We start from the raw sequence: 26,101 nt of genomic DNA, 5'->3' as shown, positions 1-26,101 counted from the left end.
TGGTTAGCCGGGATCAGTCGACCTTGACCCAATCGGCAACGAGGCGATTGTCGGCGCGGTGGATGACCGTGACGTTCTTGCGCATGGCCCAGGGAATGACCTGGTCGTGCAAGGGGATGTGACCGAAATCCTTGGCGTGGCCTTCGAGCACGGTGATGATGTCCGCGTCGCGCTTGGCCGGATCGGTCTCGGTCTTGATGCGATCAATGATCGCGTCAAGTTCCTTGTTGCTGTAGTTGCCCAGGTTGTACATGCCGTCCGCGCCCTCGCCCTTGGTGCGGATCAGGTTCTGCAGCGTGTACATGGCGTCGAACGTCGGTACGCCCCAGCCGAACAGGTAGGCGCTGGTGTCGGAGCTCTGCACCTTGGGGAAGTAGGTCGAACGCGGCATGGCGTTCATCGTGGCCTTCACGCCCACCTTGGCCCACATGCCCACCACGGCCTGGCAGATCGCCTCGTCGTTGATGTAGCGGTTGTTGGGGCAGTCCAGCGTGAAATTCAGGGTGCCGTCGTAGCCAGCGTCCTTGAGCAGCGCGCGGGCCTTTTCGGGATCGTACGGCACGCGCTTGTGGATCGACTCGGCCCAGCCATGGACCTGCGGCGCGATCATCGTGCCGGTAGGCGCCGACAGGCCGCGCATCACGGCGCGCTTGATGGCGTCCACGTCGATGGCGCGATACAGCGCCTCGCGCACGCGGATGTCCTGGAACGGGTTCTTGCCCTTGATGTTCGAGTACTGCAGTTCCGGACGCTTCTGGTCCAGGCCCAGGTAGATGGTGCGGTATTCGTTGCCCTCGACCACCTTGGCCGATTGGCGCAGGCGGTCCAGGTCCTGCGCGGCCGGGTCCAGCACGAAGTCGATTTCTCCCGACAGCAGCGCGGCGGTGCGGGTGGCGTTCTGCTTGATTGGCGTGAACACGACTTCGGTGACGTTGCCGACCTTGCCGGCCTTGTTCCACCAGTCCTTGTTTTCTTCGAACACCGTGCGCACGTCCACTTCGCGCGACTTCAGCTTGTAGGGGCCGGTGCCGTTGGTGTTGCGCGCGCCGAAGGTGTCTTCCTTGTTGACGAAGTCCTGCGGCTTGGCGATGTTGTTCTTTTCCGACCAGGCCTTGTTCATGATGAACACATTGGTCAGCTGGCGCAACAGCACGGGGTTGGGCGCCGAGGTCTCGATCTCGACCGTCAGGTCGTCGATCTTGCGCGCTTCCTTGATGCCGGTGGTGTAGGCCTTGTAGTTCGACGTGGGCGCCATGGCGCGGTGCACCGAGAACACCACGTCGTCGGCGGTGAAGGCGGCACCATCATGGAACTTCACCCCGGGGCGCAGCTTGAAGCGGTACAGCGTGGGCGAGACCTGCTCCCACTCGGTCGCCAGGCGCGGCACCACCTTGAAGGTCTTGTCGTAGTCCACCAGCGGTTCGTAGATGTAGCTGTTGGCGGCGATCGTCATGCCTTCGTTCTGCGAATGCGGATCAAAGGTGAGGATGTCGCCCTGGGCGGCCCAACGGAAGGATTTGGCCTGCCCGATCGAGGGCACGGCCACGGCGGCGGCGATCGCGATGGCAATCAAAGTGCGGCGCATAGGTGTCAGCTCCTGACTGTAGTCTGAATACCGGCGCGATATTGCCTAGCCTCAAGACCCTCGTCAATTAAGGGTTTATGCGTACCGTAGCCGGTTTTCACAGGAGAAACGCAAATAGGGACGCATAAAGACATGACAAAAAAATCGCATGCCTTGCCAAGTAAACAGCGTTCACCTGTCGGACAAGTTCTATTCGTCCGTGTCCAGCGGCAGGTCCAGCGGCACGTGCTCCGTCATCAGCACGCGCAGCATGTCGATCAGCAGCGCCGCCTTTTCTTCGCCGAACGGCGCCAGCACCGCCTTCTGGTGCTGGGTGGCCTGCTCGCATAGCGCCGCGATCAGGTTGCGGCCCTTGGTGGTGATGCCGACCCGCGTCTGGCGGCGGTCGGCGCGTACGCCGGTGCGCGCCACCAGGCCTTCGGTTTCCATGCGCTGCACCACCTTGCTCAGGGTCGGTTGCTTGGTGATGGCCAGCACCGCCAGGTCGCCGATGGTTTCGCCCGCGCTGCCTTCCAGGCTGGCCAGCACCCGCCATTCGGTGACGGACAGCCCGGCCGACTTCACCTGCTGATGGAATTCTGCCGAGATGCGCTGGCTGGCCTGCGCCAGCAGGTAGGCCAGGTAATCGTCGACGAACCGCGTGCCGGTGGCCAGGGTCCCGCTCTGCTTGTCCGACCGCATGTTGCTTTGCTCCCACGCACCAATATGGATAGGCGGCGTCATGCCGCAGGGCGCATTGCACCACGCTGGCGCGAAGGCGCGCCATGAGGTGACGCAATGCTGTTGCGCAGCACAGGGTATACCCCGAATCGCAACCCGTTTTTGCACCATCACAGCGCCTTTTCTCAGGCTCGGCGATAGAGAACAACCAGTATATACACCCTTGTTTTAGCGTGATATTTTTTTGATTCCATGAAATTTCATCTTTTTTGTTGACAGCTAAAACGTTGACTCCTAAAGTATTTTTCAGCGTGAAATTTCGTGACGTGGCCTTGCTGCGCAGCAGCAACGCTTGAGGACCCGCAAGCCGGTCCGCGTGGAGGAGTTCGAGATGGCTGAAAGGTCTTTCAAGAAAGAAGTCCAGCAGTTGCGTATCGGGGCCGGCGAAGAATTTCGCGGCGAAGGCATCCTGGCCGTCACCAAGGCCTTGCTGCAGTCCGGCGTGGGCTACGTGGCCGGTTATCAGGGTTCGCCCATCTCGCACTTGATGGACGTGCTGGCCGACGCCAACGACATCCTGCAGGAACTGGGCGTGCACTTCGAGGCCAGCGCGTCCGAAGCCACCGCCGCCGCCACGCTGGCCGCGTCCGTCATGTACCCCATCCGCGGCGCGGTCACCTGGAAGTCCACCGTGGGCACCAACGTCGCGTCCGACGCGCTGGCCAACCTGGCCTCGGGCGGCGTCACCGGCGGCGCGCTGGTGATCGTGGGCGAAGACTACGGCGAAGGGTCGTCCATCATGCAGGAACGCTCGCACGCGTTCGCCATGAAATCGCAGATCTGGCTGCTGGACCCCCGCCCCAACCTGGAAAGCATGGTCAAGGCGGTGGAAGACGGCTTCGCGCTGTCGGAAGCCAGCAAGACGCCGGTGATGCTGCAACTGCGCATCCGCGGCTGCCACGTCCATGGCCGCTTCATCGCCAAGGAAAACAAGCGGCCCGAGTTTTCGCTGGCCCAGGCGCTGGAGAACCCGGCGCGCGACACCAGCCGCATCGTATTGCCGCCCGCGTCGTTCCTGCACGAGCAGGAAAAGATCAAGGAACGCTGGCCCGCCGCCATCCGCTATATCAAAGCGCACAAGCTCAACGAGCACTTCGACGGCGACCAGGACGACATCGGCCTGATCCTGCAGGGCGGCCTGTACAACGGCGTGATCCGCGCCTTGCAGCTGCTGGGCCTGGCCGACAACTTCGGCAACAGCCGCATTCCGCTGTACGTCATGAACGTGGCCTACCCCGTCATCGAAGACGAGGTCATCGACTTCTGCCGCGGCAAGCGTTCGGTGCTGCTGCTGGAAGAAGGCCAGCCCGACTACCTGGAACAGAACCTGCACGCCGTGCTGCGCAAGGCGGGCATCGATACCCGCCTGTCCGGCAAGGACGTGCTGCCGATGGCGGGCGAATACACCACCCAGGTCATGCGCGACGGCCTGCGCGAATTCCTCAAGCGCGAACGGCCGCAATCGTTGCAGACGCATGCCGCGGTGGCCGTGGACCGCGAAGCCAGCGCCGCGCCGCAGCTCGAGATCACCGAGATCGCCCGGCCCAAGCCGGCGCCGCGTCCGGCCGAGCAACCCATCACCTTTCACAAGCAGGTGGCCGACCTGGCCGCCGTGGTGCCGCCCCGCCCCGCCGGCTTCTGTACCGGCTGTCCGGAACGGCCGATCTTCTCGGCCCTGACCCTGGCGCAGGAAACGCTGGGCCAGCACCATATTTCGTGCGATATCGGCTGCCACCTGTTTTCGATCCTGCCGCCCTTCAACCTGGGCGCCACCACCATGGGCTACGGCCTGGGCGCGTCCAGCGCGGCCGCGTTCAACGTGCCCGCGGCCAAGCGGCCGATCTCGATCATGGGCGACGGCGGCTTCTGGCACAACGGCCTGGCGTCTGGCATCGGCAACGCGGTCTTCAACAAGTACGACGGCGTCATCGTCATCGTCGACAACTTCTACGCGTCGGCCACAGGCGGGCAGGACATCCTGTCGTCCCGCGCCGAGAACCCCGACCGGTCCACCAACAACCCCATCGACCAGGCCGTGCGCGGCGTGGGCGTGAAGTGGGTGCGCACGCTGGACCGCACCTATGACGTGGCCAAGGTGCGCGCCACGATCGAAGAAGCGCTGACCACCGACATCAAGGGCCCCAAGGTCATCATCGCCCAGTCGGAATGCATGCTGAACAAGCAGCGCCGCATCAAGCCGCTGTTCAACAAGGCGGTCAAGGAAGGCCGCCGCGTGGTCAAGGAACGCTTTGGCGTCGACCCGGACGTATGCACCGGCGACCACGCCTGTATCCGGCTGTCGGGCTGCCCGTCGCTGACCGTGAAGGACAGCGGCGACCCCCTGAAGGAAGACCCGGTGGCGCACGTGGAAAGCAGCTGCGTGGGCTGCGGCAACTGCGGCGAAGTCGCGCATGCCGCGGTGCTGTGCCCGTCTTTCTTCCGTGCCGACATCGTGCACAACCCCAGCGGCCGCGACCGTTTCCTGGCGCGCGTGCGCCAGGGCGTGATCGGCTACCTGCAGCGCCGCCGCGCCGCGCGCCTGGCCAAATTCGCCCTGTGAGGACCCGCCCCATGAACCCGGTGGCATTGCAGCAAGGCACCCCCATCAAGATCGCTATCCTGGCCATGGGCGGCCAGGGCGGCGGCGTGCTGGCCGACTGGATCGTCGACATGGCCGAACATGCCGGCTGGTGGGCCCAGACCACCTCGGTGCCCGGTGTCGCCCAGCGCACCGGCGCCACCATCTATTACCTGGAACTGCTGCCCGAAGCCGACGTGGCGCGCGCCGGCCGCCCACCCGCGCTGGCCCTGATGCCCACGCCCGGCGACGTCGACCTGGTGGTGGCCGCTGAACTCATGGAAGGCGGCCGCGCGATCCAGCGCGGCCTGGTCACGCCCGACCGCAGCGTGCTGATCGCCTCGTCGCACCGCAGCTACGCCGTCAGCGAGAAGTCGGCCCCCGGCAACGGCATCGCCGACCCCAACAAGGTGCTGGAAGCCGGCCGCGCCGCTGCGCGCCGCTTCCTGTGCTTTGATCTGCAGGAGCTGGCCGACCGGGCGGGCAGCGTCATCAGCGCCAGCCTGTTCGGCGCGGTGGCCGGCAGCGGCGCCCTGCCGTTCTCGCGCGAAGACTATGAAGCCACCGTGCGCCGCGCCGGCGTCGGTGTCGAAGCCAGCCTGCGCGCCTTCGCACTGGGCTTTACGGCCGCCGACCAGGCACCCGCACAGCCGGCCGCGATCGACCTGACCCGCCCCGTGCCCGCGCTGCCCGAACGCGCCGCCAGCCCGCGCACCCAGGCGTTGCTGGACACCATCGCCCGCGATTTCCCCTCCTGTGCCCAGCCCATGCTGGTGGCCGGCGTACGCCGCCAGATCGAATTCCAGGACCTGGCCTACGCCCAGGACTACCTGGCGCGCATGCAGGCCATCCGCGAGCTGGACGCACGCCACGGAGGCGAAGCCAGGCAATGGGCCTTGACCCTCGCCGCCGCGCGCTACCTGGCCACCGCCATGGCCTACGACGACGTGATCCGCGTGGCCGACCTGAAGACCCGCGGCTCGCGCTTCGAACGCGTGCGCAGCGAAGTGGGCGCCAAGCCGGACCAGTTGGTCTACACCACCGAATTCATGCATCCGCGGCTGGAAGAGATCTGCGGCACGCTGCCTGCAGGCCTGGGCCGCTGGCTGGAACAGTCCAAGGGCTTCGGCGGCTTTGTCGAGCGGCGCCTGGGCAAGGGCCGCCGCATGCAGAGCGGCACGCTGGGCGGCTTCATGATGCTGTACCTGCTGGCCGGCATGCGACGCTTTCGCCGCCGCACCCTGCGCCACCAGATCGAATCGGCCGCGCTGACGCAGTGGCTGGGCCTGGTGGCCAGCCTGGCCCCGCGCGACTACGACCTGGCCGTGGAAACGGTCAACTGCCGCCGCCTGGTCAAAGGCTACAGCGACACCCACATGCGTGGCGGCGGCAAGTACCGCCAGCTGATCGCGGCCGCGGCCCAACTGGCGGGCCGGCCCGATGCCGCGGCGTCGCTGCGGTCGCTGCGCGAAGCCGCGCTGGCCGACGAGAAATGCGGCCCCATGGAACGCCAGCTGGCCGACGTACTGGCCCAGAAAATGGCCGCCTGACCCCAGAACCTAGAGACGAATGCCGTGCAAACCCTGAAACTCATCGTCCGCGAGATCCGCCAGGAGTCGCCCCTGATCCGTTCGCTGCGCCTGGCGCGCGAAGATGGCGGCGCCCTGCCCGCCTTCGGCCCCGGCGCCCACCTGAAAGTGTCGGTGCCCGGCCTGCGCGAGGCGCGCTGCTATTCGCTGGTGCAACTGGCGCCCGAGGCCGGCCGCTTTGCCGAGCCCGCCGAATACCGCCTGGGCGTGCGGCTGGAAGAAGCCAGCCAGGGCGGTTCGCGCCACATGCATGGCCTGGCGGTCGGCGATACGCTGACGGTCGAAGGCCCCAAGAACGACTTTCCGCTGCACGAATCGCCCGCGGGCGACGAACCCGTGGTGCTGATCGCCGGCGGCATCGGCATCACGCCGGTGGCGTCGATGGCCGCGGCGCTGAAGTCCGCCGGCCGCGCCTTCCGCCTGCACTACAGCGGCCGCAGCCGCGACCAGCTGGCGTTCCTGCCGGAATTGCAGGCCCTGGCCGGCGACGCGCTGGCCCTGCACGCCGATGATGAGCCGTCGTGCCGCTTCGATCTGCAAGCCCTGCTGGACGGCGCGAACCCGCGCCAGCACCTGTACGTGTGCGGCCCCAAGGGCCTGATCGATGCCGTCATCCAGGCCGCCCGCGCGCGCCACTGGCCCGACGCCCACATCCATTTCGAACTGTTCGCCAGCGCCGCGCCGCAGGCCGGCGACCAGCCCTTCGAGGTGGAACTGCGCCAGTCCGGCCGCGTGCTGACCATTCCCGCCGACAAGACCATCGTCGACGTCATGGAAGAAGAAGGCTGCGATCCCATGTTTGACTGCAAGCGCGGCGAATGCGGCGTGTGCCAGGCCACCGTGCTGGAAGGCGAACCCGACCACCGCGACTACTACCTGTCGGACACCGAGAAAGCCAGCGGCAAGATCATCCAGATCTGCATCTCGCGCGCCAAGTCGGCGCGCCTGGTGCTGGATCTGTAGCCGGTCCGCAGAAAGGAGACGAGCATGGCCAAATACCGCGACAATCCCGACGCCATCCGCGCCCTGCTGCGCGAGACCGAGGTGCACAAAGACCTGTTCATCGACCAGGAGCTGTTCGACCTGGAAATGGAACGGCTGTACGCCAACACCTGGGTCTACGTCGGCCACGACAGCCAGGTGCCCAATCCCGGCGACTACATCACCACCACCGTCGGCAACCAGCCGGTGGTGATGGTGCGCCACAGCGACCGCACGGTGCGCGTGCTGCACAACCGCTGCCCGCACAAGGGCACCATGGTGGCGGGCGACGCCTGCGGCAACACCGGCAAGTTCTTTCGCTGCCCCTATCACGCCTGGACCTTCAAGACCGATGGCAGCCTGCTGTCGATTCCCCTGAAGAAAGGCTACGAAAACACCGGTCTGGAACAGTGCGAAGCCAGCCAGGGCATGGCGGCCGTGAAAGACGTGCGCAACCACCGCGGCTTCGTCTTCTGCCGCCTGAACCCCGAGGGTCAGTCGTTCGAGGACTTCTTCGGCGACGCGCTGTCGACCCTGGACAACATGGTCGACCGCTCGCCCGAAGGCCGCCTGGAAGTGGCCGGCGGCGTGCTGCGCTACATGCACCGCTGCAACTGGAAGATGCTGGTCGACAACCAGACCGATACCTGCCACCCCATGGTGGCGCACGAGTCGTCGGCCGGCACCGCGGTCAAGGTCTGGGAGCAGGCCCCCGCCGGCACGCCCAAGCCCATGGCGGTGGAATTGTTCGCGCCGTTCATCTCGCCCTATGAGTTCTTCGAGAACATGGGCATCCGCGTCTGGGAAAACGGCCATGGGCATACGGGCGTGTCGGATTCGATCCACGCCTCGTATTCCGGCATTCCGGGTTACTGGGAGTCCATGGTGTCGGCCTATGGCGAGGAACGCGCCAGGCAGATCCTGGGCGACGTACGCCACAACACGGTGTATTTCCCCAACATCATGGTCAAGGGTCCGATCCAGACGCTGCGCGTGTTCAAGCCGATCGCTGCCGACCGCACGCTGGTGGAGTCCTGGACCTTCCGCCTGGTCGGCGCGCCCGACCTGCTGCTGGAGCGCACCCTCATGTACAACCGCCTGATCAACGCGCCCACGTCGGTGGTCGGCCACGACGACCTGGAAATGTACGAACGCGCGCAGGACGGCCTGCAATCGCGGGCTCGCGACTGGGTCAACGTCGGCCGGCTGTACTCGCCCGACGAGATCGGGCGCAAGAACGTCACCACCAACGGCACCAACGAATGGCAGATGCGCAACCAGTATCGCGCCTGGGGCCGCTACATGACGCAGACGGAGGCGGCATGAGTTTTTCCGAACGCGACCTGATCGATTTCGTCTATGCCGAAGCGCGCCTGCTCGATGATCTGCGCTTCGAGGACTGGCTGGACCTGTACACCGAAGACGGCTACTACTGGATGCCGCTGGCCCACGGCCAGACGGACGCCAGGCTGCATGCCTCGCTGATGTACGAAGACAAGTTGCTGCTGCGCGTGCGGGTCGAGCGGCTGGCCGGCCAGCGCACCTTTTCGCAGCAGCCCAAGAGCCGCTGCCACCACCTGCTGCAGGCGCCCACGATCGAACGCGGCCATCCGGAATCGGCGCCCGAGGAAGGCCGCCACGTGCTGCGCACCGCCTTCCACTATGTCGAAACGCGCCAGGACGCGCAGACCCTGTACGCCGGCTGGGCCACGCATCATCTGGTGGAACAGGACGGCGCGCTGCGCATCCGGTTAAAGCGCGTTGACCTGGTCAATTGCGATGCCGCCTTCGGCAACATCCAACTGTTCATGTAGGAGCGGCTTGTGAGCACCACTGTCCATCAGGCCTTTCGAGATACCGCGGCCCGCCACGGCGCCAGGCCCTTCCTGTGCATCCTGCCCGAAACGGCCGCGGCCTATGGCATCGGCTCTGGCGAACTGGGCTATGCGCAGGCCGCCAGCGCCATCGAGACGCTGCGCGCCGCCTATGCCCGGGCCGGCTACGGCCACGGCCACCGCGCCGGCCTGCTGCTGGAAAACCGCCCCGCCTTCTTCCTGCATTGGTTCGCGTTGAACGCCCTGGGCGTGTCGGTCGTGCCCATCAACCCCGACCTGCGCGCGGCCGAACTGGAATACCTGACCGGGCACTCCGAGATCGCGTTGGCGGTGGCCTTGCCCGAGCGCCATGCCGACCTGCTGGCCGCGGCCGAACGCGCCGGCCGCCCCCTGCGGGTCATGGCGCCGGACGACGCACCGCCCGCCGCGCCGTTTGCCGCGCCGCTGGCCGGCGAACCCGGCGAGCTGACCGAATGCGCGCTGCTGTACACGTCCGGCACCACCGGCCGGCCCAAGGGCTGCATCCTGCCCAACCGCTATTTCCTGCATGCGGGCGGCTGGTACGCCCGCATCGGTGGCCTGGCCGCACTGCGGCCCGGCGAAGAACGCATGCTGACGCCGCTGCCGCTGGTGCACATGAATGCCATGGCCTATTCCGCCATGGTGATGGTGCTGACCGGCGGCTGCCTGATTCCGCTGGACCGCTTCCACCCCAAGACCTGGTGGGACAGCGTGCGCGATTCCGGCGCCACGGTGCTGCACTACCTGGGCGTGATGCCGGCCATCCTGATGAAGGCCGAACCGTCCGCGCAGGACCGCCAGCCCGCCATCCGCTTCGGCTTCGGCGCGGGGGTGGACCGCAAGCTGCAGCAACCGTTCGAAGCGCGCTTCGGCTTTCCGCTGCTGGAGGCCTGGGCCATGACCGAGACCGGCGCCGGCGCCGTCATCATCGCCAATAAAGAACCGCGCCATATCGGTGAAAGCTGCTTCGGCGCCGAAGAAGACGACGTGCAGGTGCGCATCGTGGCCGATCACGGCGGCGAGGCGGCGGCCGGCGAACCGGGCGAACTGCTGGTGCGCCATGCCGGCAGCGACCCGCGCTACGGTTTTTTCGCCGGCTACCTGAAAGACCGGGACGCCACCGACCAGGCCTGGGAAGGCGGCTGGTTCCATACGGGCGATATCGTGCGCCGCGAGGCCGACGGCGCGTTGCGCTTTGTCGACCGCAAGAAGAACGTGATCCGCCGCAGCGGCGAGAACATCTCGGCCGTGGAAGTGGAAAGCGTGCTGCTGCAGCACCCGCTGGTCAAGGCCGTGGCGGTGGCCGCCGTGCCGGACCCGGTGCGCGGCGACGAGGTGCTGGCCTGCGTGGTGGCGGAAACGGCGCCGGCCGACGCCGCCGCCCGGGCCGACGCCGCGCGCGGCATCGTGCAATGGAGCCTGCAGCAACTGGCCTACTACAAGGCGCCCGGCTACGTCGCGTTTGTCGACAGCCTGCCGCTCACCACCACCAACAAGATCCAGCGCGGCGAAATGAAGGCGCTGGCGCCGACGCTGCCGGGCACGGCCTGCTGCGTCGACACCACCGCCATGAAAAAGCGCCAGGAGCCCGCCCGATGACCGCGCCGCGCGCCCGCTACGACGGCGTGGTGGCGGCCCTGCCCGTCAGCATTCCCTACGAACGCTACTCCACCCTGGCCGCGCACGGCTGGCTGGGCCGGGCGCTGGCCGCGCTGATCCGCCAGGCCGGCATCGCCAAGACCGACGTCGACGGCCTGTGCGTGTCCAGCTTCACGCTGGCGCCGGACACCGCCGTGGGCCTGGTGCAGCACCTGGGCATGAGCCCGCGCTGGCTCGACCACATCCCGATGGGCGGGGCCAGCGGTGTGGCCGCGTTGCGCCGCGCCGCCCGGGCGGTGCAGGCCGGCGACGCCAGCATCATCGCCTGCATCGCGGGCGACACCAACCAGGTGGACTCGTTCCGCAATACCGTCAGCCAGTTCTCGCGCTTTGCCCAGGACGCCGTCTACCCGTACGGCGCGGGCGGCCCCAACGCCAGCTTCGCGCTGCTGACGGCGCACTACATGCGTACCACCGGCGCCACCCGCGAAGACTTTGGCAAGGTCTGCGTGGCCCAGCGCGCCAACGCCCTGCGCTACCCCCACGCCTTGATGAAAAAGCCGCTGACGCTGGCCCAGTACCTGGATGCCCGCGTCATTGCCGACCCGATCCACCTGTTCGACTGCGTCATGCCCTGCGCCGGCGCCGACGGCTTCCTGGTCATGACCGAGGCCCGTGCCCAGGCGTTGGGCCTGCCCTACGCCCGCATCCTGTCCACCATCGAACGCCACAACGCCTGGATCGAAGACCCGATCCAGACCCGCGGCGGCTGGACGGTGGACATCGACGAGCTCTACGGCATGGCCAACGCCAGCCCGGCCGACATGGATTTCCTGCAGGCCTACGACGACTATCCCGTCATCAACCTGATGCAGATGGAAGACCTGGGCTTCTGCGCCAAGGGCGCGGCGCCCGAGTTCGTGCGCGCCAACACCTTCACGGTGGACGGCAGCCTGCCCTTCAACACCAACGGCGGCCAATTATCGGTGGGCCAGGCCGGCGCGGCCGGCGGCTACCTGGGCATGGTCGAGGCCTTGCGCCAACTGACCGGCACGGCCGGCGGCACGCAAGTGCCCGACGCGCGGCTGGGCCTGGTAAGCGGCTTCGGCATGATCAACTACGACCGCGGGCTGTGCACCGCCGCGGCCATCCTGGCCAGGAGCGACGCATGACCGAGCCGCTAGCCAAGCCGCCCCGCAAGAACCCGGTGGCGCGCACGCGCCAGCCGACCCTGCCGCCCGGCGCCCGCAGCCGCGCCGCGCTGGGCCTGACGGCCGCCGCCGCCGAAGGCCGCTTCGACCTGCAGACCTGCGCCGACTGCGGCGCGGTGCAGTATCCGCCGCGCGATGCCTGCGGCCACTGCCTGTCCGACCACCTGCCGTGGCGCCCGGCGGACCCGCACGGCGTGCTGCTGGTCAGCACCACCCTGCACCACAGCAACGACCTCTACTTCCGCGAGCGCCTGCCCTGGCGCGTGGGCACCGTGCGCATGGACGCCGGCCCCTCGGTCGTGGCCCACATCCACCAGGATTGCGCCGACGGCGCCCGCGTGCGGCTGGCGCTGAAGCTGGATCGCGCCGGCCAGGCCGTGATGATCGCCCTGCCCGAAAGGAATACGCCGAACATGGAAGACGACAAGACCCTGCGCGAAACCTCGTGCGACCCGAAGTTCCGCCGCGCGCTGGTCACCGACGGCAAGTCGGCGGTGGGCCAGGCGGTGGCACGCGCGCTGCTGGAGGCCGGCAGCCCGACCGTGTTCCTGGGCGATCCGCAGGCCTGGCGCCAGGACCCCGGCTTCAATGCCCTGGCGGCCGACCCGCGGGTGCAGGTGCTGGCGCTGGACGTGACCGACTCCGATTCCGTCGAACGCGCCGCGGCGTCCATCGGCGGCAAGGTCGAGATCCTGGTCAACACGGCCGACCTGGAACGCGAAGGCGGCCTGCTGGACCGGCGCGACGTGAACACCGCGCGCGATGCCATGGACGTGAACGTGCTGGGCCTGATGCGGCTGGCGCAGGGTTTCGGCCCGGCGCTGTGCGGCCGCGCAGCCGATGGCGTCAACAACGCCGCCGCCTGGGTCAACGTGCTGTCCATCTACGCCCACATGAACCTGCCCTCGCGCGGCATGTGGTCGGCGTCCAAGGCGGCCGCGCTGTCGTTGGCGCAGTGCCTGCGCGCCGAGATGCGGCCGGCGGGCGTGCGGGTGGTGAATGTGTTTCCGGGCCCGGTCGACCATGAATGGGAACAGCGCACGCCGCCCCCGCGCGTGGCGCCCAAGGCCATCGCGAGCGCCATCGTGCGCGCGCTGCAGGACGGCGTCGAAGACGTGTATGTCGGCGACGTGGCGCAGGAATTCCGCGCGCGGCTGGCGGAGAACCCCAAGGGACTGGAGCGGGAACTGGGCGCCTGACGGCCGGCCCTCGCCCGACGACACGAAAACCAATAGGAGCAACAGATGAGCCAACCCATTCTTGCCCAATTCATGACCGAACTGGTTTCGGGCCGCATCCGCCTGGTGGACCTGACCGAGACGCTGACGCCGGAATTCCCCACCATCGTGCTGCCGCCGGAATTCGGCCAGGCCTGGCCGTTCCGCATCGAAGAGATTTCGCGCTACGACGAACGCGGCCCGGCCTGGTACTGGAACAACTTTTCGTGTTCGGAACACACCGGCACGCACTTCGACGCGCCGGTGCACTGGGTCACGGGCAAGGACCAGCCGGACAACACCGTGGACACCATTCCGGTGGACGCCTTCATTGCCGGCGCCTGCGTCATCGACTGTTCCGCGGAGGCTCGCGACAACCCCGACTTCCTGCTGACCATCGATTTCGTCAAGGCATGGGAAGAAAAGCACGGCCGCATCCCGGCCCGGTCGTGGGTGCTGATGCGTACCGACTGGTCCAAGCGCGCCAAGCCCGCCGAATACCTGAACATGAAAGAAGACGGCGCCCATTCGCCCGGCCCCGACGCCGAGGTGGTGCCCTGGCTCATCAAGGAACGTGACGTGCACGGCTTCGGCACCGAATCGGTGGGCACCGACGCCGGCCAGGCGCATCACCTGAATCCGCCCTACCCCTGCCACTACTACATGCACGGCAACAACCGCTATGGCCTGCAGTGCCTGACCAACCTGGACCAGCTGCCGCCGACGGGTGCCGTGATCTTCTCGGCGCCGCTGAAGATCCGCAGCGGCTCGGGCAGCCCGTTGCGGGTCCTGGCCTTGGCGCCCCGCGCCTGACCCGCACGCAAAGGAAATCCGCATGACTCAATCCAACGTTGCGATCGTCACCGGCGGCAGCGCCGGCATCGGCGCCGAAATCTGCCGCAGCATGCTCGATGCCGGCTACGAAGTGATCTCGATGGCGCGCCGTGCCGCCGATTTCAGCCACCCACGCCTGCACAACGTGCAGGTGGACCTGCTGGACGCCGACGCCACCGCCCAGGCCGGCGCCGAGGTGGTGGCCCGCTTTCCCGTCAGCCACGTTATCCACAACGCCGGCGTGATCTGGCCCAAGCTGCTGCCCGACGTCACCCAGGAAGAACTGCACGGCCTGACGCAGATCCACCTGGGCGCGGCCATCAGCCTGGTGCAGGCGGCCTTGCCCGGCATGCAGGAACGCAAGTTCGGCCGCATCGTCATGATGTCGTCGCGCGGCGCGCTGGGCCTGCCCACCCGCACCGCCTATTCCGCCACCAAGGCCGGCATGGTCGGCATGGCCCGCACCTGGTCGCTGGAACTGGCGCCGTACGGCATCACCGTCAACGTGGTGGCGCCAGGCCCGATCCAGACCGACATGTTCTACGAGGTGATCGAGCCCGGCAGCGAGCGCGAAAAGCAGCTGGCCAACGGCATTCCGGTCAAGCGCCTGGGGCGTTCGGACGACGTGGCACGCGCCGTCATGTTCTTCGCCGACCCCGCCAACAGTTTCGTCACCGGCCAGACGCTGTTCGTCTGCGGCGGCGCCAGCGTCAGTTCCATCACCATCTGAACGGCCCTTTTCACGCCCGCTTCGGGTTTTGACGGATAGGTAAGCACGGGGACCGGGTCTACAGTGCTGAGCCTTGCCTCTCAGAAAGTTTAAGCCGCAAGTAATTCCAGCCGTACCCCCGCAGTTCCCGTTTTCTCCGTTTTCCAGCCGCACTCCTTTTACGCTCCCTATCCGGAGGTTTTGCCATGCTGTCGAAGAAACTCCCCCTGGCCGCCGCCGTGCTGGCCGCGCTGTGTTCCCTGCCCGCCCTGGCCCAGGTCAAGGTCGGCGTGGTGTCCTCGTCCACCGGCCCCACCGCGCTGGTGGGCATTCCGCAGAAGAACACCGTGCCGCTGCTGCCCAGGAAGATCGGCGACCTGACGGTGGAATACATTTCGCTGGACGATGCCAGCGATTCCACCAACTCGGTCACCGCCTTCAAGAAGCTGATCTCGGAACAGAACGTGGACGCGCTGATCGGGCCGTCGGGTTCGCCCAACGCCATGGGCGTGATCCAGTTCGCCTTTGAGGCCGGCGTGCCGATGCTGGCGCCGGTGGGCACCGCGGCCGTGGTGCTGCCGATGAACGAGCAGAAGAAGTGGGTGTTCAAAACCACGCAGAACGACGACATCATCGCCCGCGCGCTGGTCGACCACATGGCCAAGACCGGCATCAAGACCGTCGGCTTCATCGGCCTGAACGATCCGTATGGCGAGAATTGGTACAAGGTCTTCTCGGGCCTGGCCGCCGAAAAAGGCATCAAGATCGCCGCCAACGAGCGCTATCTGCGCTTTGACAGCTCGGTCACCGGCCAGGCGCTCAAGATCCTGGCCGCCAAGCCCGACGCCGTGCTGATCGCCGCCCCTGGCGCGGCCAGCGTGCTGCCGCAGACCACGCTGTTCGACCAGGGCTACAAGGGCAAGTTCTACCAGACCCACGGCGCCGCGTTGCCCGACTTCCTGAAGCTGGGCGGCAAGAAGGTCGAAGGCACGGTGCTGGCTGCCAGCCTGATGCTGGTGTTGCCGGAAATGCCCGACAGCAACCCGTCCAAGAAGGTCGCCAGCGACTACATCGCCGCGTACGAAAAACTCAACGGCTCCAAGCCCGCCACCTTCGGCGCCAACGTCTACGACGCCGGCCTGCTGCTGGAAAAGGCCATTCCGCTGGCCGAGAAGGCCGGCAAGCCGGGCACCAAGGAATTCCGCAGCGCGCTGCGCGATGCGCTGGAACAGACCCGCGAGCTGGTCGGCACCCAGGGCGTCTACAACATGAGCGCCGCCGACCACAGCGGCTTTGACGACCGCGGCCGCGAGCTGATCACCGTGAAGGACGGCAACTGGACGCTGGTGAAGTAAAGGTAAAGGCGGGGGAAGCCCCCCCCGAAGCGCCGCGCGCTTCCCCCCAGGGGGCATGCCTATGGACCGGTGGAGGAGCCCCCCCGAAGCGCCACGCGCTCCCCCCAGGGGGCATGCCTGCGGACCGGCAAAGCCGGCTCCGCGGCATCCCGCTGGGGATGCGTTCAAGTGAAGATGAGGTCGCCGTCATGTTTGTCTGTTTTATCCGGAAGTACTGATGAATGCTCAGATCGCCCTGATACTCGGTCAGGACGGCATCACCAACGGCGCCATCTACGCGCTGCTGGCCTTGTCCATCCTGCTGGTCTTTACCGTTACCCGCGTGCTGTTCATCCCCCAGGGCGAGTTCGTCGCCTTCGGCGCGCTGACCATGGCCGCCCTGCAAGCCGGCAAACCGGTGCTGCTGGTGTGGCTGCTGCTGGCCTTTGCGCTGGCCGAGGCCGTGGCCGATCTGCTGGCGCGCGCCAAGCGGCCGGGCCGCCAGCGCGGCGCCTGGCGCATCGGCGTCAAGGTGGCGTATCCGCTGATCCTGGCGGCGCTGTTCTATCGCTTGCCGTTGGCGCAGCTGCCGATGGCTGTGCAGGCGCTGTTGACGCTGTTGCTGGTGGTGCCGATGGGGCCGCAGCTGTACCGGCTGTTCTACCAGCCCATCGCCTCGGCCTCGACGCTGGTGCTGCTGATCGTGTCGATTGCGGTGCACCTGGCGCTGGTGGGGCTGGGCCTCTTGGCCTTCGGCGCCGAGGGCGCGCGCACTGCCCCCTTCAGCGATGCCAGCCTGGCGCTGGGCCCGATCAACGTCAACAGCCAGGCGCTGTGGGTGGTGGCGGTATCGGCGCTGCTGATCATCGTGCTCTACCAGTTCTTTGAACGTTCCATGTATGGCAAAGCCTTGCGCGCCGCCGCCTTCAACCGGCTGGGCGCGCGCCTGATGGGGATTTCGCCGGTGTTCGCGGGCAAGGCCACGTTTTTCCTGGCGGCGCTGATCGGCACTGTCTCGGGCATCCTGATCGCGCCCATCACCACCATGTATTTCGATTCCGGCTTCATGGTCAGCCTGAAGGGCTTCGTCGGCGCCATCATCGGCGGCCTCGTGAGCTACCCGCTGGCCGCCGCCGGCGCGGTGCTGGTCGGCCTGATCGAGGCGTTCTCGTCGTTCTGGGCCAGCGCCTACAAGGAAATCATCGTATTCACCCTGATCATCCCCGTGCTGCTCTGGCGCTCGCTGAAAAGCCACCACGTCGAGGAAGAAGAAGAATGACCCCGCGCCACCTCGTCCTCGCGTTCCTCGCGCTGCTGGCGGCCGCGCCGCTGGTGCTGCCGCCGTTCTACGTCACCCTGCTGAATTACATCGGCCTGTACGCCATGGTGGCGCTGGGCCTGGTGCTGCTGACCGGCGTCGGCGGCCTGACCAGCTTTGGCCAGGCCGCGTTCGTCGGCGTGGGCGCCTACACCACCGCCCTGCTCACGACACGGGCCGACGCCTTGCCCGCCTGGCTGGCCTGGCTGGGCGCCTCGCCCTGGCTGACGCTGCTGGCCGGGCTGGCCCTGACATTGGTGATCGCCTACCTGCTGGGCGCCATCACGCTCAAGCTGTCCGGCCACTTCCTGCCGCTGGGCACCATCGCCTGGGGCCTGTCGCTGTACTTCGCCTTCGGCTCGGTCGAAGGGCTGGGCGGACACACCGGCATCCCCGACGTGCCCGCCATCAACCTGTTCGGCTGGGCGCTGACCCAGGGCGGCGAGATCTACTACCTGATCTGGGCCTTCCTGCTGGTGGCCATGTGGTCCACCAGCAACCTGCTGGATTCGCGCGAAGGCCGCGCGATCCGCGCCCTGAAGGGCGGCCGCGTGATGGCCGAGTCCATGGGCGTGGACACCGCCCGCTCGCGCATGGTGATCTTCATTATCGCGGCGCTGCAGGCCTGCGCGTCGGGCTGGCTGTACGCGCACATGCAGCGCTTCGTCAACCCGAACCCGTTCGGGCTGCAGATGGGCATCGAATACCTGTTCATGACCGTCATCGGCGGCGCCGGGCAGGTCTGGGGCGCGCTGGTCGGCGCGGGCGTCTTCACCGTGCTCAAGCAGTGGCTGCAGGACTGGCTGCCCAAGCTGCTGGGCCAGACCGGCAACTTTGAAGTCATCATCTTCGGCTTCGGCATGGTGCTGCTGCTGCACCGCGCCCGCGGCGGCCTGTGGCCGGTGCTGGCGCGGCGCTTTCCGGTGAGGAAAAGCGTGCGCAAGATCGACGCGCAGGCCGAACCGCTGCCGCGCAAGCCCATGCCGCCGCGCGGCGAGGTCGTGCTCAAGGCGGTGGACGTGACCCGCAAGTTCGGGGGCCTGGTGGCCAACAACGCCATGAACCTGGAGATCCGTGCGGGCGAGATCCTGGCGCTGATCGGTCCGAACGGCGCCGGCAAAAGCACCATGTTCAACCAGATCTCGGGCGTGGACACGCCGACCTCGGGCCAGGTCACGCTGCTGGGCCAGCCGGTGGCCGGCGCCGGGGCGCGCAAGATCGCGCGCCTGGGCCTGTCGCGCACCTTCCAGCACGTGCGCCTCCTGGGCCGCATGAGCGTACTGGAAAACGTGGCCATCGGCGCCCACCTGCGCGGCCATCGCGGCGTGCTGCCGGCGGCCTGGCGGCTGGACCGCGCCGAAGAGGCCCGCCTGCTGGCCGAGGCCGCCCGCCAGGTCGAGCGCGTGGGCCTGGGCAAGCACCTGCACGACGAAGCCGGCTCGCTGGCGCTGGGCCAGCAACGCATCCTGGAAATCGCCCGGGCGCTGGCGTCGGACCCCTGCATCCTGCTGCTGGACGAGCCGGCCGCGGGCCTGCGCTACCAGGAAAAGTGCGAACTGGCCGAGCTGCTGAAGAAACTGCGCGCCGAAGGCATGGCCATCCTGCTGGTCGAGCACGACATGGATTTCGTGATGGGACTGGTGGACCGGGTGGTGGTGATGGACTTCGGCGAAAAGATCGCCGAGGGGCTGCCGGCCGAGATCCAGCAGAACCCCGCGGTGCTGGAAGCGTATCTGGGCGGAGTGGAAGAATGAGCGCAACATTGCTGGAAGTACGCGACCTGCGCGTGGCCTACGACAAGGTCGAGGCCGTCTCGGGCGTGAGCCTGTCGGTGGCCGATGGCAAGATCGTGACCGTCATCGGCCCCAACGGCGCCGGCAAGACCACGCTGCTGTCGGCCATCATGGGCGTGCTGCCCTCGCGCGGCGAGATCGTCTTCGGCGGCAAGCGCCAGGAACACGCCGAGATCGAGGAAATGGTGGCGGCCGGCATGAACCTGGTGCCCGAAAAGCGCGAGCTGTTCGCCGAAATGACGGTGGAAGACAACCTGGCGCTGGGCGCCTTCGACCGCTTTCGCCGCGGCCTGCGCGACCAGGACAAGACGCTGGCCGAGGTCTACGACCTGTTTCCGCGCCTGCAGGAACGCCGCGCCCAGCTGGCCGGCACGCTATCGGGCGGCGAACGCCAGATGCTGGCCGTGGGCCGCGCCCTGATGGCCAAGCCGCGCCTGCTGATGCTGGACGAACCCAGCCTGGGTCTGGCCCCGCGCATCGTGCGCGAGGTCTTTCGCATCGTCGCGCGGTTGCGCGACATGGGCGTGTCCATCCTGCTGATCGAACAGAACGCCCGCGCCGCACTGCAAGTGGCCGACTATGCCTACGTGCTGGAAACCGGCGCGGTCACGCTGGAAGGCCCCGCCGCCGAGGTCGCGGTGGACCCGCGCGTGGTCGAGGTGTACCTGGGGCTGGGCCACGCGGCCGCAGCAACCTGAGGGGTCGGACGGGGGCCGATGCCCCCGCCGCAGCAGGATTCGTGTGCCCGCGCCCTACGCCACGCCGCGCCGCCGGTCGCGCCGATACAGCGCATAGCCCAGCGGCCACATAATGCCGACCATCACGCGCGCCCACGGCTGCGTCAGGCGGTAGGCCTGCACGGCCGTCGGCACGCCGGAATGCTTCAGGTGCAGCCTGAACCGCGTGTAGCGTGCGGCGGCCATGATGAATTCGCGCGGCCGGAAGCGGAAGAATTCCAGGTGGTGCTGCAGCATGTCCCAGGCCAGCAGGTACAGCCCCTGCGCGTTGTTGCGCACCGACACGGCACCCTGGCTCAAGCCGCCCGGGGTGTCGTGATAGGTGCGCACGACCTGGTTGATGAAGCGGCTGAGATAGCCGGCCCGCGCAATCGCCCACCACACCAGGCTTTCCGGAACGAAGCCGGCAACGTCCTCGGGAAACGGGAATTTGCGCAGGATGTCGGTGCGCATGCAGCCGAATTTCTCGCCTTTGATGCGGTAGCGGAAGTACACGTCGACGGCGGTGCTGTCGAACACGTCCTGGGGATAGCGGTCGCCGACGATGCTGCCGTCGGGCCGCGCACAGAGGCCGGTGATGGCCACGTAGGAATCGCGCCGCGCCGGCGGAATGGCGTCCCAGGCAGCCTTGAACGTGGCCAGGGCGTCCGGCGGCATTTCGTCGTCGCTGTCGAGCCCGACGATCAACTTGCCGCGCGCCTCGCGCACGCCACGATTGAAGGCGGTCTTCTTGTGCTGGTTGTTCTGCCAGATGTAGCGGATCGGAAAGTCAGCCCGCTGCTGCCAATCAAGCACGGCTTCGTGCGTATTGTCAGTGGAGCCGTCGTCCACGACGACCCATTCGAAATCCCGAAAAGTCTGGCGGGATAGCGATTCATACACCCGGTGCAGGGTGCCCGCCCGGTTGTAGGTCGGCGTCAGAACGGTAAAGAACGTCGGCGTATCAGTCATGCCTGCTGTGCCCTTTTGCGATTTCCGGATAACCGCTGCGGTCTTGGTATGCGTGTTTTCGCCTGAAGTGTAGGGGATATGCCAGCGCCAACCGATGGCACGGCATGCAAATTTGCAATCAAATCTGACAAGGTGTGGATTCCAGCCCCCCGGCCGTGGCCTGGCGCCCGTTGGGGCGGACCCCGGAGTGGCGTAAACTCGGGCGGCCCCAACCGGAATGCCTATGGAAGCTTCGACCGTCCAGCTCAATGACATCGCCTTGTTCGTAGAGGTTGCCAAGCGCAAGAGCTTCAGCCTGGCCGCCCGCGCGCTCAATATGCCGACGTCGACGCTGTCGCGCCGGATCAATGAACTGGAACGGGCGATCGGGCTGCGCCTGATCAACCGCAATACGCGCCGCCTGGACCTGACGGAGGCGGGCGCGGCCTACATGAGCCGCTGCCAGGGCCTGATCGACGAGGCACGCCTGGCGCACGAACAACTGCAGACGCTGTCGGGCGGCCCTTCCGGCAACCTGCGGGTATCGATGCCCTACAGCCTGGCAATCTGGCTGCTGCCGGAAACGATCAACGATTTCACGGACCGCTACCCGGAGGTGGAGTGCGAGTTCGACCTGAGCATGATGACGGCATCGGACGCGCAAGGCACGCCCTTCGACATCGTGCTGCGTTTCGGCCGCAACAGCGATTACCCGACCGCGAATATCGACAACGGCAACGGTAACGCCGCACTGACGCCGCGCAGCGACGGCGCCGTGGTGCAAGAGCTGGTGTCGCTGGACAATTACCTGTACGCCTCTGACCGCTATCTGGAACGCTTCGGCGAGCCCAAGACACCGAGCGACCTGACCCAGCACCAATGCCTGCGCACGACGATCGACGACGCGCATTCCCACTGGACGCTGCACAACGGCAAGGTGAGCGAGCTGGTTCCGGTCAGCGGGCATCTTGCTGCAAACAATATGAGTATCGCGGGGACGCTGGCCGGTCTGGACCTGGCCATTACCCGGATGCCCCATTGCCAGGCGTTGGATCCGATCATCAAGCGGAATTCTCTGCGGCGGGTGCTGCCGGGATGGTCGGTGGATCCTATTTCTATCTATGTGGTCTATCCGTCTAGTATTCAGCCGGCTAAGACTCGGGCTTTTATGGATTTCATTCGGCCTAAGTTGGGGCCGGCTGAGTAGTTTTTGTTTGCGGCGGTTTGAGTTCTTGAGCCGCGCGTGACGGGGTGGGTGTGGGGTGGGCGGGGCTACGATTGCGGTCCGGAGCCTTCGCTCCGGACTTGGCTAGGCACCCCCCCGTCCTCATCGTCGTCCAGGCCTTCGGCCTTCCCTTCCGATTCCGTCGGGCGCATCTAACGCCCCACCCACCCCACACCGCCCCCGCCAATCGCTCTTGATGAGGATTAGCCACGGCCCCTGGGGCGAGTTGTGTGCTTGGCATGTTGGTGAAGATCAGTGGGGGTGGAGCGGGGTACGGGGCCCGTCTCGTGCCGGCCGCGCGGGCGGCCTTACGAGACATACGCGCCGTCTTGCGTACACCGATGCCGCTATCGCGTCTAGGTAAGGCTGCTGGTTTTCTATCGGCGCGGATGACGTGGCATTCCAACAAACTCTTCAGCGCCGGATGGGCGGCGCGCGAGAAAGTCGTCATGCGCAAACCCGTCTGCGCCGCGCCGCCCATCACCGCCCCCCCCAAAACAATTGCGTAACCTTAAGAACCCCTACCTCCACCAGCGCGAAGCGCCACCGCTACACAGTCAGCAACACGAATGCCAAACGTGGCCGCCCGCGCGGCCGCGGCTTGGCGACCCTGCAGATTCCATTCCCTGCACACGGGTCTAGCAGCGCCATGGACGTCGACACACGTAGCCCCTGGCGGCGGTGGCTTGCGGAGTGGGCAACCTCGATGCGCCCGAGGGAATCCGTAGGGAGCCGAAGGCGGACGAGGATGACGAAGGGGAAGTCCGGCGCCCGCGCGCCGGACCGCAATCGTGGGCGCCCACTCCGCAAGCCACCGCCGCCAGGGGCGACCTACGAAGATCAACGCCCCCCCCGAAGCAACCCCGAAAAGCCCAAATTAGCGCTCTCTCAAATTTCAAGCTAGAATACCGAGTTACCCAATTCCCCCGCCAGCCCAGTATCCGGTTGTGCGGTCGGTTGGAAGACCGCAAGTTGGAACTTCCAACCGCAAATCCGATTTCCGCAAATTCAACAGGAGAATCAACATGGCTGAACGCAAACGCGTGCGTCGTAACACCCTGGAACGCCGTTGCCTGGGCAAGGCCTTCAAGCGCTTGTTCGTCAAGTCGCCCAAGGGTGTTTTCAAGATGCTGGAAAAGATCAAGCGCGTCTAAATGGCCGCTGGTTGCCCGGGTTTTGCCTGGGTAGCTTGATCGAAAAGTCCCCGCCTGGCGCAAGCCAAGCGGGGATTTTCCATTTCGGGCCCGGATTTGCGGGGTTGGTCTCTTCGGCCTGACGCGGGCTCCAGTGTCGCGCGTGCCTCGCCGGTGCGGCATATCGCCAGGCGAAGCGCGAGCCAGTCCAGCCCCCCCCGCGTCGCCCTAGCCCTTCAGCTTTGCCAGCACCTGCTCCGCCCGCGGCAGCGGATTCACCGCACCGTATCCCAGCGTGGACAGTGCTGCCGCCACGTTCGCGTAGCGGACCGCGTCTGCCCAGTTGTCGCCCTGGCAGCGGCGGGCCAGCAGGCTGCCTGCGAAGCAGTCGCCGGCGCCGGTGGCGTCCACGGCGTCCACGCGCAGCGCGGCGACCGGGGTGCGGGTCTTGCCGTCGTCGATGATCGAGCCGTCCTTGCCCAGTTTCAGGACCACCACGCCGGTGGCGCCCGCGTCGCGGATCCAGTCGAGCGTGCGTTCGGGGTCGTCGTTGCCGGTCAGGTGCTGCATGTCGTCCATGCTCGGCAAAAACAGGGTCGCATGGCGAAGGGCTTCGCGCAGCGTTGCGCGGGCGCGGTCCAGCGGCCACAGGCGCAGGCGCAGGTTGGAATCCAGGCTGACCTCGACGCCGGCCGCGCGGGCCCGGGCCATCGCGGCGAAGACGGTGTCGCAGGCGCTGGTGCTGATCGCCAGGCTGATGCCCGAGACGTGCAGGAAGCGGGCGCGTTCGATCTGGCCACCGGCCAGGCTGGCGGGCGTCATCAGGCTGGCGGCCGAGCCGCGGCGCAGGTAGCTGAAGGCGTGGCCGTCCGGGCCATGCTGCACGAAATACAGGCCGGTGTGGGCCGAGGCGTCGACCTCGACGCCCGACGTGTCCACCCCTTCGGCCTGCCACAGCGCCAGGAACTGGGCGCCGAACGTGTCGTCGCCCACGCGCGTCAGGTAGGCGCAGCGCGCGCCCTGGCGCGCCGCCGCGATCACCGCGTTGGACGTGTCGCCGCCGAACCCTTGCAGGTATTGCAGCTGGTCCTTGTGGGTCTGGTTCAGCTCGACCAGCGGTTCGCCCAGCGCGACGATATCGAAATCAGCCATGGGCGGCCTCGCGCGTGCGGGTGATCTGCGCCACCAGTGCCGCCGTGTCGCGGGCGGCGAAGGCGGCCTTGTCGTACAGGTTGCTGCCGATGCCGACCAGGCCCGCGCCGGCCGCGAAATAGGTGTTCATGTTTTCGGCCGTGATGCCGCCCGTGGGGCAGAACACCGTGTCCGGGTACACCGATTTCAACGCGGCCAGGTGCTTGGGGCCGCCCGTGTCGGCCGGGAACACCTTGACCACGTCCACGCCGGCGCGACGCGCGGCCAGCACTTCGGTGGGCGTGAAGGCGCCGAGCAGGCACAGGGCATCGGCGGCGTGGGCCAGGTCCACGATGTCCGTGGCCAGGGCCGGCGACACCAGGAAGTCGGCGCCGGCCACCAGGGCCTCGCGCGCCTGCTCTTCATTCAGCACCGTGCCCACGCCCAGCAGCAGGCTGGCGCCGTGCTTGTCGCGCAGTGCACGCACCAGGTCGGTCACGCCGGGGATGGTCCAGGTCAGTTCCAGCGTGGTGCAGCCGGCAGCCACGGCAACTTCGGCCGCATAGGCGGCGGTGGCGGCGTCGGTGTAGCGCAGCACGGGCACGACGCGGGCGGCCAGCAGGGCGGCCAGCTTTGAAGCAAGGGGAGCAGCGGTCATGGATTTCCTCGGGGACGGGATCGTTCAGGCGCCGCCGGACGGCACGGGCAGCACGGCGAGCTTGGCTGAGGCGGCATCGCGCAACCGCAGCAGGGGTTCTATATAAGCGGATTGCGGATCGGCGCGGCGGCGGAACAACAGCGTGCTGACGCTGACGCAGGCCACCGGCTGGCCGGCGGCGTCGCGCAGCGCCACGCCATAGCAGGCGATGCCGGACTCGTTTTCCTCGTTGTCCAGGGCGTAGCCGCGCGCGGCCGTGTCGGCCAGCGCCGCGCGCAGGGCCGGCAGCGTCGACAGCGTGCCAGGCATGCGCGATTCCAGCGGCAGGTCGCGCAACAGGCGCTCGCGCGCCGGTTCGGGCAGCGCCGCCAGGTAAGCCTTGCCCACCGCGCTGGAATGCAGCGCCACGGCCGCGCCCACGCGCGAGGCCATGCGCACCGGGCCGGGGCTTTCGAGTTTGTCGATGTAGATCATTTCGGCGCCGGCCGGCACCGCCAGGTGCACGGTTTCACCGGTTTCGTCGCGCAGGGCCTGCAAGTCGGCCGACAGCGCGGCGCGCAGGTCGAACTGCGACCAGGCGCGGCTGGCCAGGGCCAGCAGGCGCGGCCCCAGGCGGTAGGCGCCGTCGGTTTCGGCCACCATGCCCTGCTCGGCCAGCGCCGCCACGATGCGGTAGGCGGTGGGCCGGGGATAGCCGCAACTGCGCGCCAGCGCGGCCGCCGTGGGCGGATGCGGGGCATCGGCCACGGCCTGCAGCACCGTCATGAACTTGGCGAACGCCGCAGCGCCCGCCACCTTGGTTTCCGACACGACCACCCCCATGTTGGGAAGAGCCCAGCGTTAACAATGCTTATGCAGAATGCGCAAGGCAAACCGCGCGAATTTCAGACGAATCTGCGATACTGTTTATTTGTACAGCAGCTGAGCGCGTGACTGACCACATTGTGGACTCATGCCTCACTA

Annotated in this window: 22 protein-coding genes; 16 read left to right on the top strand and 6 right to left on the bottom strand. The window is 67.2% G+C overall.

Going from position 1 to position 26,101, the window contains the following annotated elements; genetic code table 11:
* Positions 1 to 13: 13 nt before the first annotated feature.
* Together ACUDP5_RS04755 and ACUDP5_RS04750 are read right to left on the bottom strand one after the other, a co-directional pair.
* Complete coding sequence (locus ACUDP5_RS04755) at positions 14 to 1,585, bottom strand: ABC transporter substrate-binding protein (protein ID WP_263915726.1); 1,572 nt, start codon at positions 1,583 to 1,585, stop codon at positions 14 to 16.
* Positions 1,586 to 1,774: 189 nt separating this feature from the next.
* Complete coding sequence (locus tag ACUDP5_RS04750) at positions 1,775 to 2,266, bottom strand: MarR family winged helix-turn-helix transcriptional regulator (protein ID WP_025136791.1); 492 nt, start codon at positions 2,264 to 2,266, stop codon at positions 1,775 to 1,777.
* Positions 2,267 to 2,636: 370 nt separating this feature from the next.
* On the opposite strand from ACUDP5_RS04750, the gene ACUDP5_RS04745 reads away from it, so the two are divergent.
* From ACUDP5_RS04745 to ACUDP5_RS04680, 14 genes are all read left to right on the top strand, one after another.
* Complete coding sequence (locus ACUDP5_RS04745) at positions 2,637 to 4,865, top strand: thiamine pyrophosphate-dependent enzyme (protein ID WP_445658257.1); 2,229 nt, start codon at positions 2,637 to 2,639, stop codon at positions 4,863 to 4,865.
* 11 nt (positions 4,866 to 4,876) lie between these two features.
* Positions 4,877 to 6,433, top strand: coding sequence for an indolepyruvate oxidoreductase subunit beta family protein (locus tag ACUDP5_RS04740; protein ID WP_445658256.1), 1,557 nt, complete (start codon positions 4,877 to 4,879; stop codon positions 6,431 to 6,433).
* A gap of 24 nt (positions 6,434 to 6,457) precedes the next feature.
* Positions 6,458 to 7,435 carry a PDR/VanB family oxidoreductase gene (locus tag ACUDP5_RS04735; RefSeq protein WP_445658255.1) on the top strand — a complete coding sequence of 326 codons (978 nt, stop codon included), beginning with the start codon at positions 6,458 to 6,460 and terminating at the stop codon, positions 7,433 to 7,435.
* A gap of 24 nt (positions 7,436 to 7,459) precedes the next feature.
* A complete protein-coding gene (locus tag ACUDP5_RS04730; protein WP_263915722.1) occupies positions 7,460 to 8,779 on the top strand; it encodes an aromatic ring-hydroxylating dioxygenase subunit alpha in 1,320 nt (439 codons plus the stop codon).
* The gene (locus tag ACUDP5_RS04725; RefSeq protein WP_263915721.1) at positions 8,776 to 9,267 is read left to right on the top strand and encodes an aromatic-ring-hydroxylating dioxygenase subunit beta; all 492 of its coding nucleotides are present in this window, start codon (positions 8,776 to 8,778) and stop codon (positions 9,265 to 9,267) included. The genes ACUDP5_RS04730 and ACUDP5_RS04725 overlap by 4 nt, the downstream gene beginning before the upstream one ends.
* Before the next feature lie 9 nt (positions 9,268 to 9,276).
* Entirely contained in the window at positions 9,277 to 10,908 is a 1,632-nt protein-coding gene (locus ACUDP5_RS04720; RefSeq protein WP_445658254.1) for an AMP-binding protein, read from the top strand.
* Positions 10,905 to 12,080 (top strand): thiolase family protein, encoded by a 1,176-nt coding sequence (locus tag ACUDP5_RS04715; RefSeq protein WP_263915719.1) that lies wholly within the window; start codon positions 10,905 to 10,907, stop codon positions 12,078 to 12,080. Before ACUDP5_RS04720 ends, ACUDP5_RS04715 begins: the two co-directional genes overlap by 4 nt.
* Positions 12,077 to 13,318 (top strand): SDR family NAD(P)-dependent oxidoreductase, encoded by a 1,242-nt coding sequence (locus ACUDP5_RS04710; RefSeq protein WP_445658253.1) that lies wholly within the window; start codon positions 12,077 to 12,079, stop codon positions 13,316 to 13,318. Before ACUDP5_RS04715 ends, ACUDP5_RS04710 begins: the two co-directional genes overlap by 4 nt.
* Positions 13,319 to 13,363: 45 nt before the next feature.
* Complete coding sequence (locus ACUDP5_RS04705) at positions 13,364 to 14,149, top strand: cyclase family protein (RefSeq protein ID WP_445658252.1); 786 nt, start codon at positions 13,364 to 13,366, stop codon at positions 14,147 to 14,149.
* Between the two features lie 22 nt (positions 14,150 to 14,171).
* Entirely contained in the window at positions 14,172 to 14,900 is a 729-nt protein-coding gene (locus tag ACUDP5_RS04700; protein WP_175190790.1) for an SDR family NAD(P)-dependent oxidoreductase, read from the top strand.
* 185 nt (positions 14,901 to 15,085) lie between these two features.
* Complete coding sequence (locus ACUDP5_RS04695; RefSeq protein WP_263915715.1) at positions 15,086 to 16,234, top strand: ABC transporter substrate-binding protein; 1,149 nt, start codon at positions 15,086 to 15,088, stop codon at positions 16,232 to 16,234.
* A 217-nt stretch (positions 16,235 to 16,451) separates the two neighbouring features.
* Complete coding sequence (locus ACUDP5_RS04690) at positions 16,452 to 17,492, top strand: branched-chain amino acid ABC transporter permease (protein WP_445658251.1); 1,041 nt, start codon at positions 16,452 to 16,454, stop codon at positions 17,490 to 17,492.
* Positions 17,489 to 19,285, top strand: a complete 1,797-nt coding sequence (locus tag ACUDP5_RS04685; RefSeq protein ID WP_263915713.1) for a branched-chain amino acid ABC transporter ATP-binding protein/permease — start codon at positions 17,489 to 17,491, stop codon at positions 19,283 to 19,285. The genes ACUDP5_RS04690 and ACUDP5_RS04685 overlap by 4 nt, the downstream gene beginning before the upstream one ends.
* Positions 19,282 to 20,022: an ABC transporter ATP-binding protein gene (locus ACUDP5_RS04680; protein WP_445658250.1), complete on the top strand. Its 741-nt coding sequence runs from the start codon at positions 19,282 to 19,284 to the stop codon at positions 20,020 to 20,022. The genes ACUDP5_RS04685 and ACUDP5_RS04680 overlap by 4 nt, the downstream gene beginning before the upstream one ends.
* A gap of 54 nt (positions 20,023 to 20,076) precedes the next feature.
* Here ACUDP5_RS04680 and ACUDP5_RS04675 read toward each other — a convergent pair whose 3' ends face one another.
* On the bottom strand, positions 20,077 to 21,012 hold the full coding sequence (locus ACUDP5_RS04675; RefSeq protein WP_263915711.1) for a glycosyltransferase family 2 protein: 936 nt from the start codon (positions 21,010 to 21,012) through the stop codon (positions 20,077 to 20,079).
* A gap of 223 nt (positions 21,013 to 21,235) precedes the next feature.
* On the opposite strand from ACUDP5_RS04675, the gene ACUDP5_RS04670 reads away from it, so the two are divergent.
* Entirely contained in the window at positions 21,236 to 22,198 is a 963-nt protein-coding gene (locus ACUDP5_RS04670) for a LysR family transcriptional regulator (protein WP_263915710.1), read from the top strand.
* Positions 22,199 to 23,241: 1,043 nt separating this feature from the next.
* Positions 23,242 to 23,370, top strand: a complete 129-nt coding sequence (locus ACUDP5_RS04665) for a hypothetical protein (protein ID WP_006226408.1) — start codon at positions 23,242 to 23,244, stop codon at positions 23,368 to 23,370.
* 207 nt (positions 23,371 to 23,577) lie between these two features.
* On the opposite strand, the gene ACUDP5_RS04660 is transcribed toward ACUDP5_RS04665, so the two are convergent.
* The 3 genes from ACUDP5_RS04660 to ACUDP5_RS04650 are packed head-to-tail and all read right to left on the bottom strand — an operon-like array spanning position 23,578 to position 25,960.
* Positions 23,578 to 24,501, bottom strand: coding sequence for a sugar kinase (locus ACUDP5_RS04660; RefSeq protein ID WP_445658249.1), 924 nt, complete (start codon positions 24,499 to 24,501; stop codon positions 23,578 to 23,580).
* Complete coding sequence (locus ACUDP5_RS04655) at positions 24,494 to 25,138, bottom strand: bifunctional 4-hydroxy-2-oxoglutarate aldolase/2-dehydro-3-deoxy-phosphogluconate aldolase (RefSeq protein ID WP_263913972.1); 645 nt, start codon at positions 25,136 to 25,138, stop codon at positions 24,494 to 24,496. The genes ACUDP5_RS04660 and ACUDP5_RS04655 overlap by 8 nt, the downstream gene beginning before the upstream one ends.
* Before the next feature lie 24 nt (positions 25,139 to 25,162).
* On the bottom strand, positions 25,163 to 25,960 hold the full coding sequence (locus ACUDP5_RS04650) for an IclR family transcriptional regulator (protein WP_445658248.1): 798 nt from the start codon (positions 25,958 to 25,960) through the stop codon (positions 25,163 to 25,165).
* Between the last annotated feature and the right edge of the window lie 141 nt (positions 25,961 to 26,101).

The organism is Achromobacter sp. NCFB-sbj8-Ac1-l, assembly GCF_052695805.1.
This window is presented reverse-complemented; position numbering and strand designations above follow the sequence as displayed.

What these genes read in the sequence shown, in the direction of transcription:
- ACUDP5_RS04755 (WP_263915726.1), bottom strand. Translation starts at nt 1,585, where the DNA reads ATGCGCCGCACTTTGATTGCCATCGCGATCGCCGCCGCCGTGGCCGTG.
- ACUDP5_RS04750 (WP_025136791.1), bottom strand. Translation starts at nt 2,266, where the DNA reads ATGCGGTCGGACAAGCAGAGCGGGACCCTGGCCACCGGCACGCGGTTC.
- ACUDP5_RS04745 (WP_445658257.1), top strand. Translation starts at nt 2,637, where the DNA reads ATGGCTGAAAGGTCTTTCAAGAAAGAAGTCCAGCAGTTGCGTATCGGG.
- ACUDP5_RS04740 (WP_445658256.1), top strand. Translation starts at nt 4,877, where the DNA reads ATGAACCCGGTGGCATTGCAGCAAGGCACCCCCATCAAGATCGCTATC.
- ACUDP5_RS04730 (WP_263915722.1), top strand. Translation starts at nt 7,460, where the DNA reads ATGGCCAAATACCGCGACAATCCCGACGCCATCCGCGCCCTGCTGCGC.
- ACUDP5_RS04725 (WP_263915721.1), top strand. Translation starts at nt 8,776, where the DNA reads ATGAGTTTTTCCGAACGCGACCTGATCGATTTCGTCTATGCCGAAGCG.
- ACUDP5_RS04715 (WP_263915719.1), top strand. Translation starts at nt 10,905, where the DNA reads ATGACCGCGCCGCGCGCCCGCTACGACGGCGTGGTGGCGGCCCTGCCC.
- ACUDP5_RS04710 (WP_445658253.1), top strand. Translation starts at nt 12,077, where the DNA reads ATGACCGAGCCGCTAGCCAAGCCGCCCCGCAAGAACCCGGTGGCGCGC.
- ACUDP5_RS04705 (WP_445658252.1), top strand. Translation starts at nt 13,364, where the DNA reads ATGAGCCAACCCATTCTTGCCCAATTCATGACCGAACTGGTTTCGGGC.
- ACUDP5_RS04700 (WP_175190790.1), top strand. Translation starts at nt 14,172, where the DNA reads ATGACTCAATCCAACGTTGCGATCGTCACCGGCGGCAGCGCCGGCATC.
- ACUDP5_RS04695 (WP_263915715.1), top strand. Translation starts at nt 15,086, where the DNA reads ATGCTGTCGAAGAAACTCCCCCTGGCCGCCGCCGTGCTGGCCGCGCTG.
- ACUDP5_RS04690 (WP_445658251.1), top strand. Translation starts at nt 16,452, where the DNA reads ATGAATGCTCAGATCGCCCTGATACTCGGTCAGGACGGCATCACCAAC.
- ACUDP5_RS04685 (WP_263915713.1), top strand. Translation starts at nt 17,489, where the DNA reads ATGACCCCGCGCCACCTCGTCCTCGCGTTCCTCGCGCTGCTGGCGGCC.
- ACUDP5_RS04680 (WP_445658250.1), top strand. Translation starts at nt 19,282, where the DNA reads ATGAGCGCAACATTGCTGGAAGTACGCGACCTGCGCGTGGCCTACGAC.
- ACUDP5_RS04675 (WP_263915711.1), bottom strand. Translation starts at nt 21,012, where the DNA reads ATGACTGATACGCCGACGTTCTTTACCGTTCTGACGCCGACCTACAAC.
- ACUDP5_RS04670 (WP_263915710.1), top strand. Translation starts at nt 21,236, where the DNA reads ATGGAAGCTTCGACCGTCCAGCTCAATGACATCGCCTTGTTCGTAGAG.
- ACUDP5_RS04665 (WP_006226408.1), top strand. Translation starts at nt 23,242, where the DNA reads ATGGCTGAACGCAAACGCGTGCGTCGTAACACCCTGGAACGCCGTTGC.
- ACUDP5_RS04660 (WP_445658249.1), bottom strand. Translation starts at nt 24,501, where the DNA reads ATGGCTGATTTCGATATCGTCGCGCTGGGCGAACCGCTGGTCGAGCTG.
- ACUDP5_RS04655 (WP_263913972.1), bottom strand. Translation starts at nt 25,138, where the DNA reads ATGACCGCTGCTCCCCTTGCTTCAAAGCTGGCCGCCCTGCTGGCCGCC.
- ACUDP5_RS04650 (WP_445658248.1), bottom strand. Translation starts at nt 25,960, where the DNA reads ATGGGGGTGGTCGTGTCGGAAACCAAGGTGGCGGGCGCTGCGGCGTTC.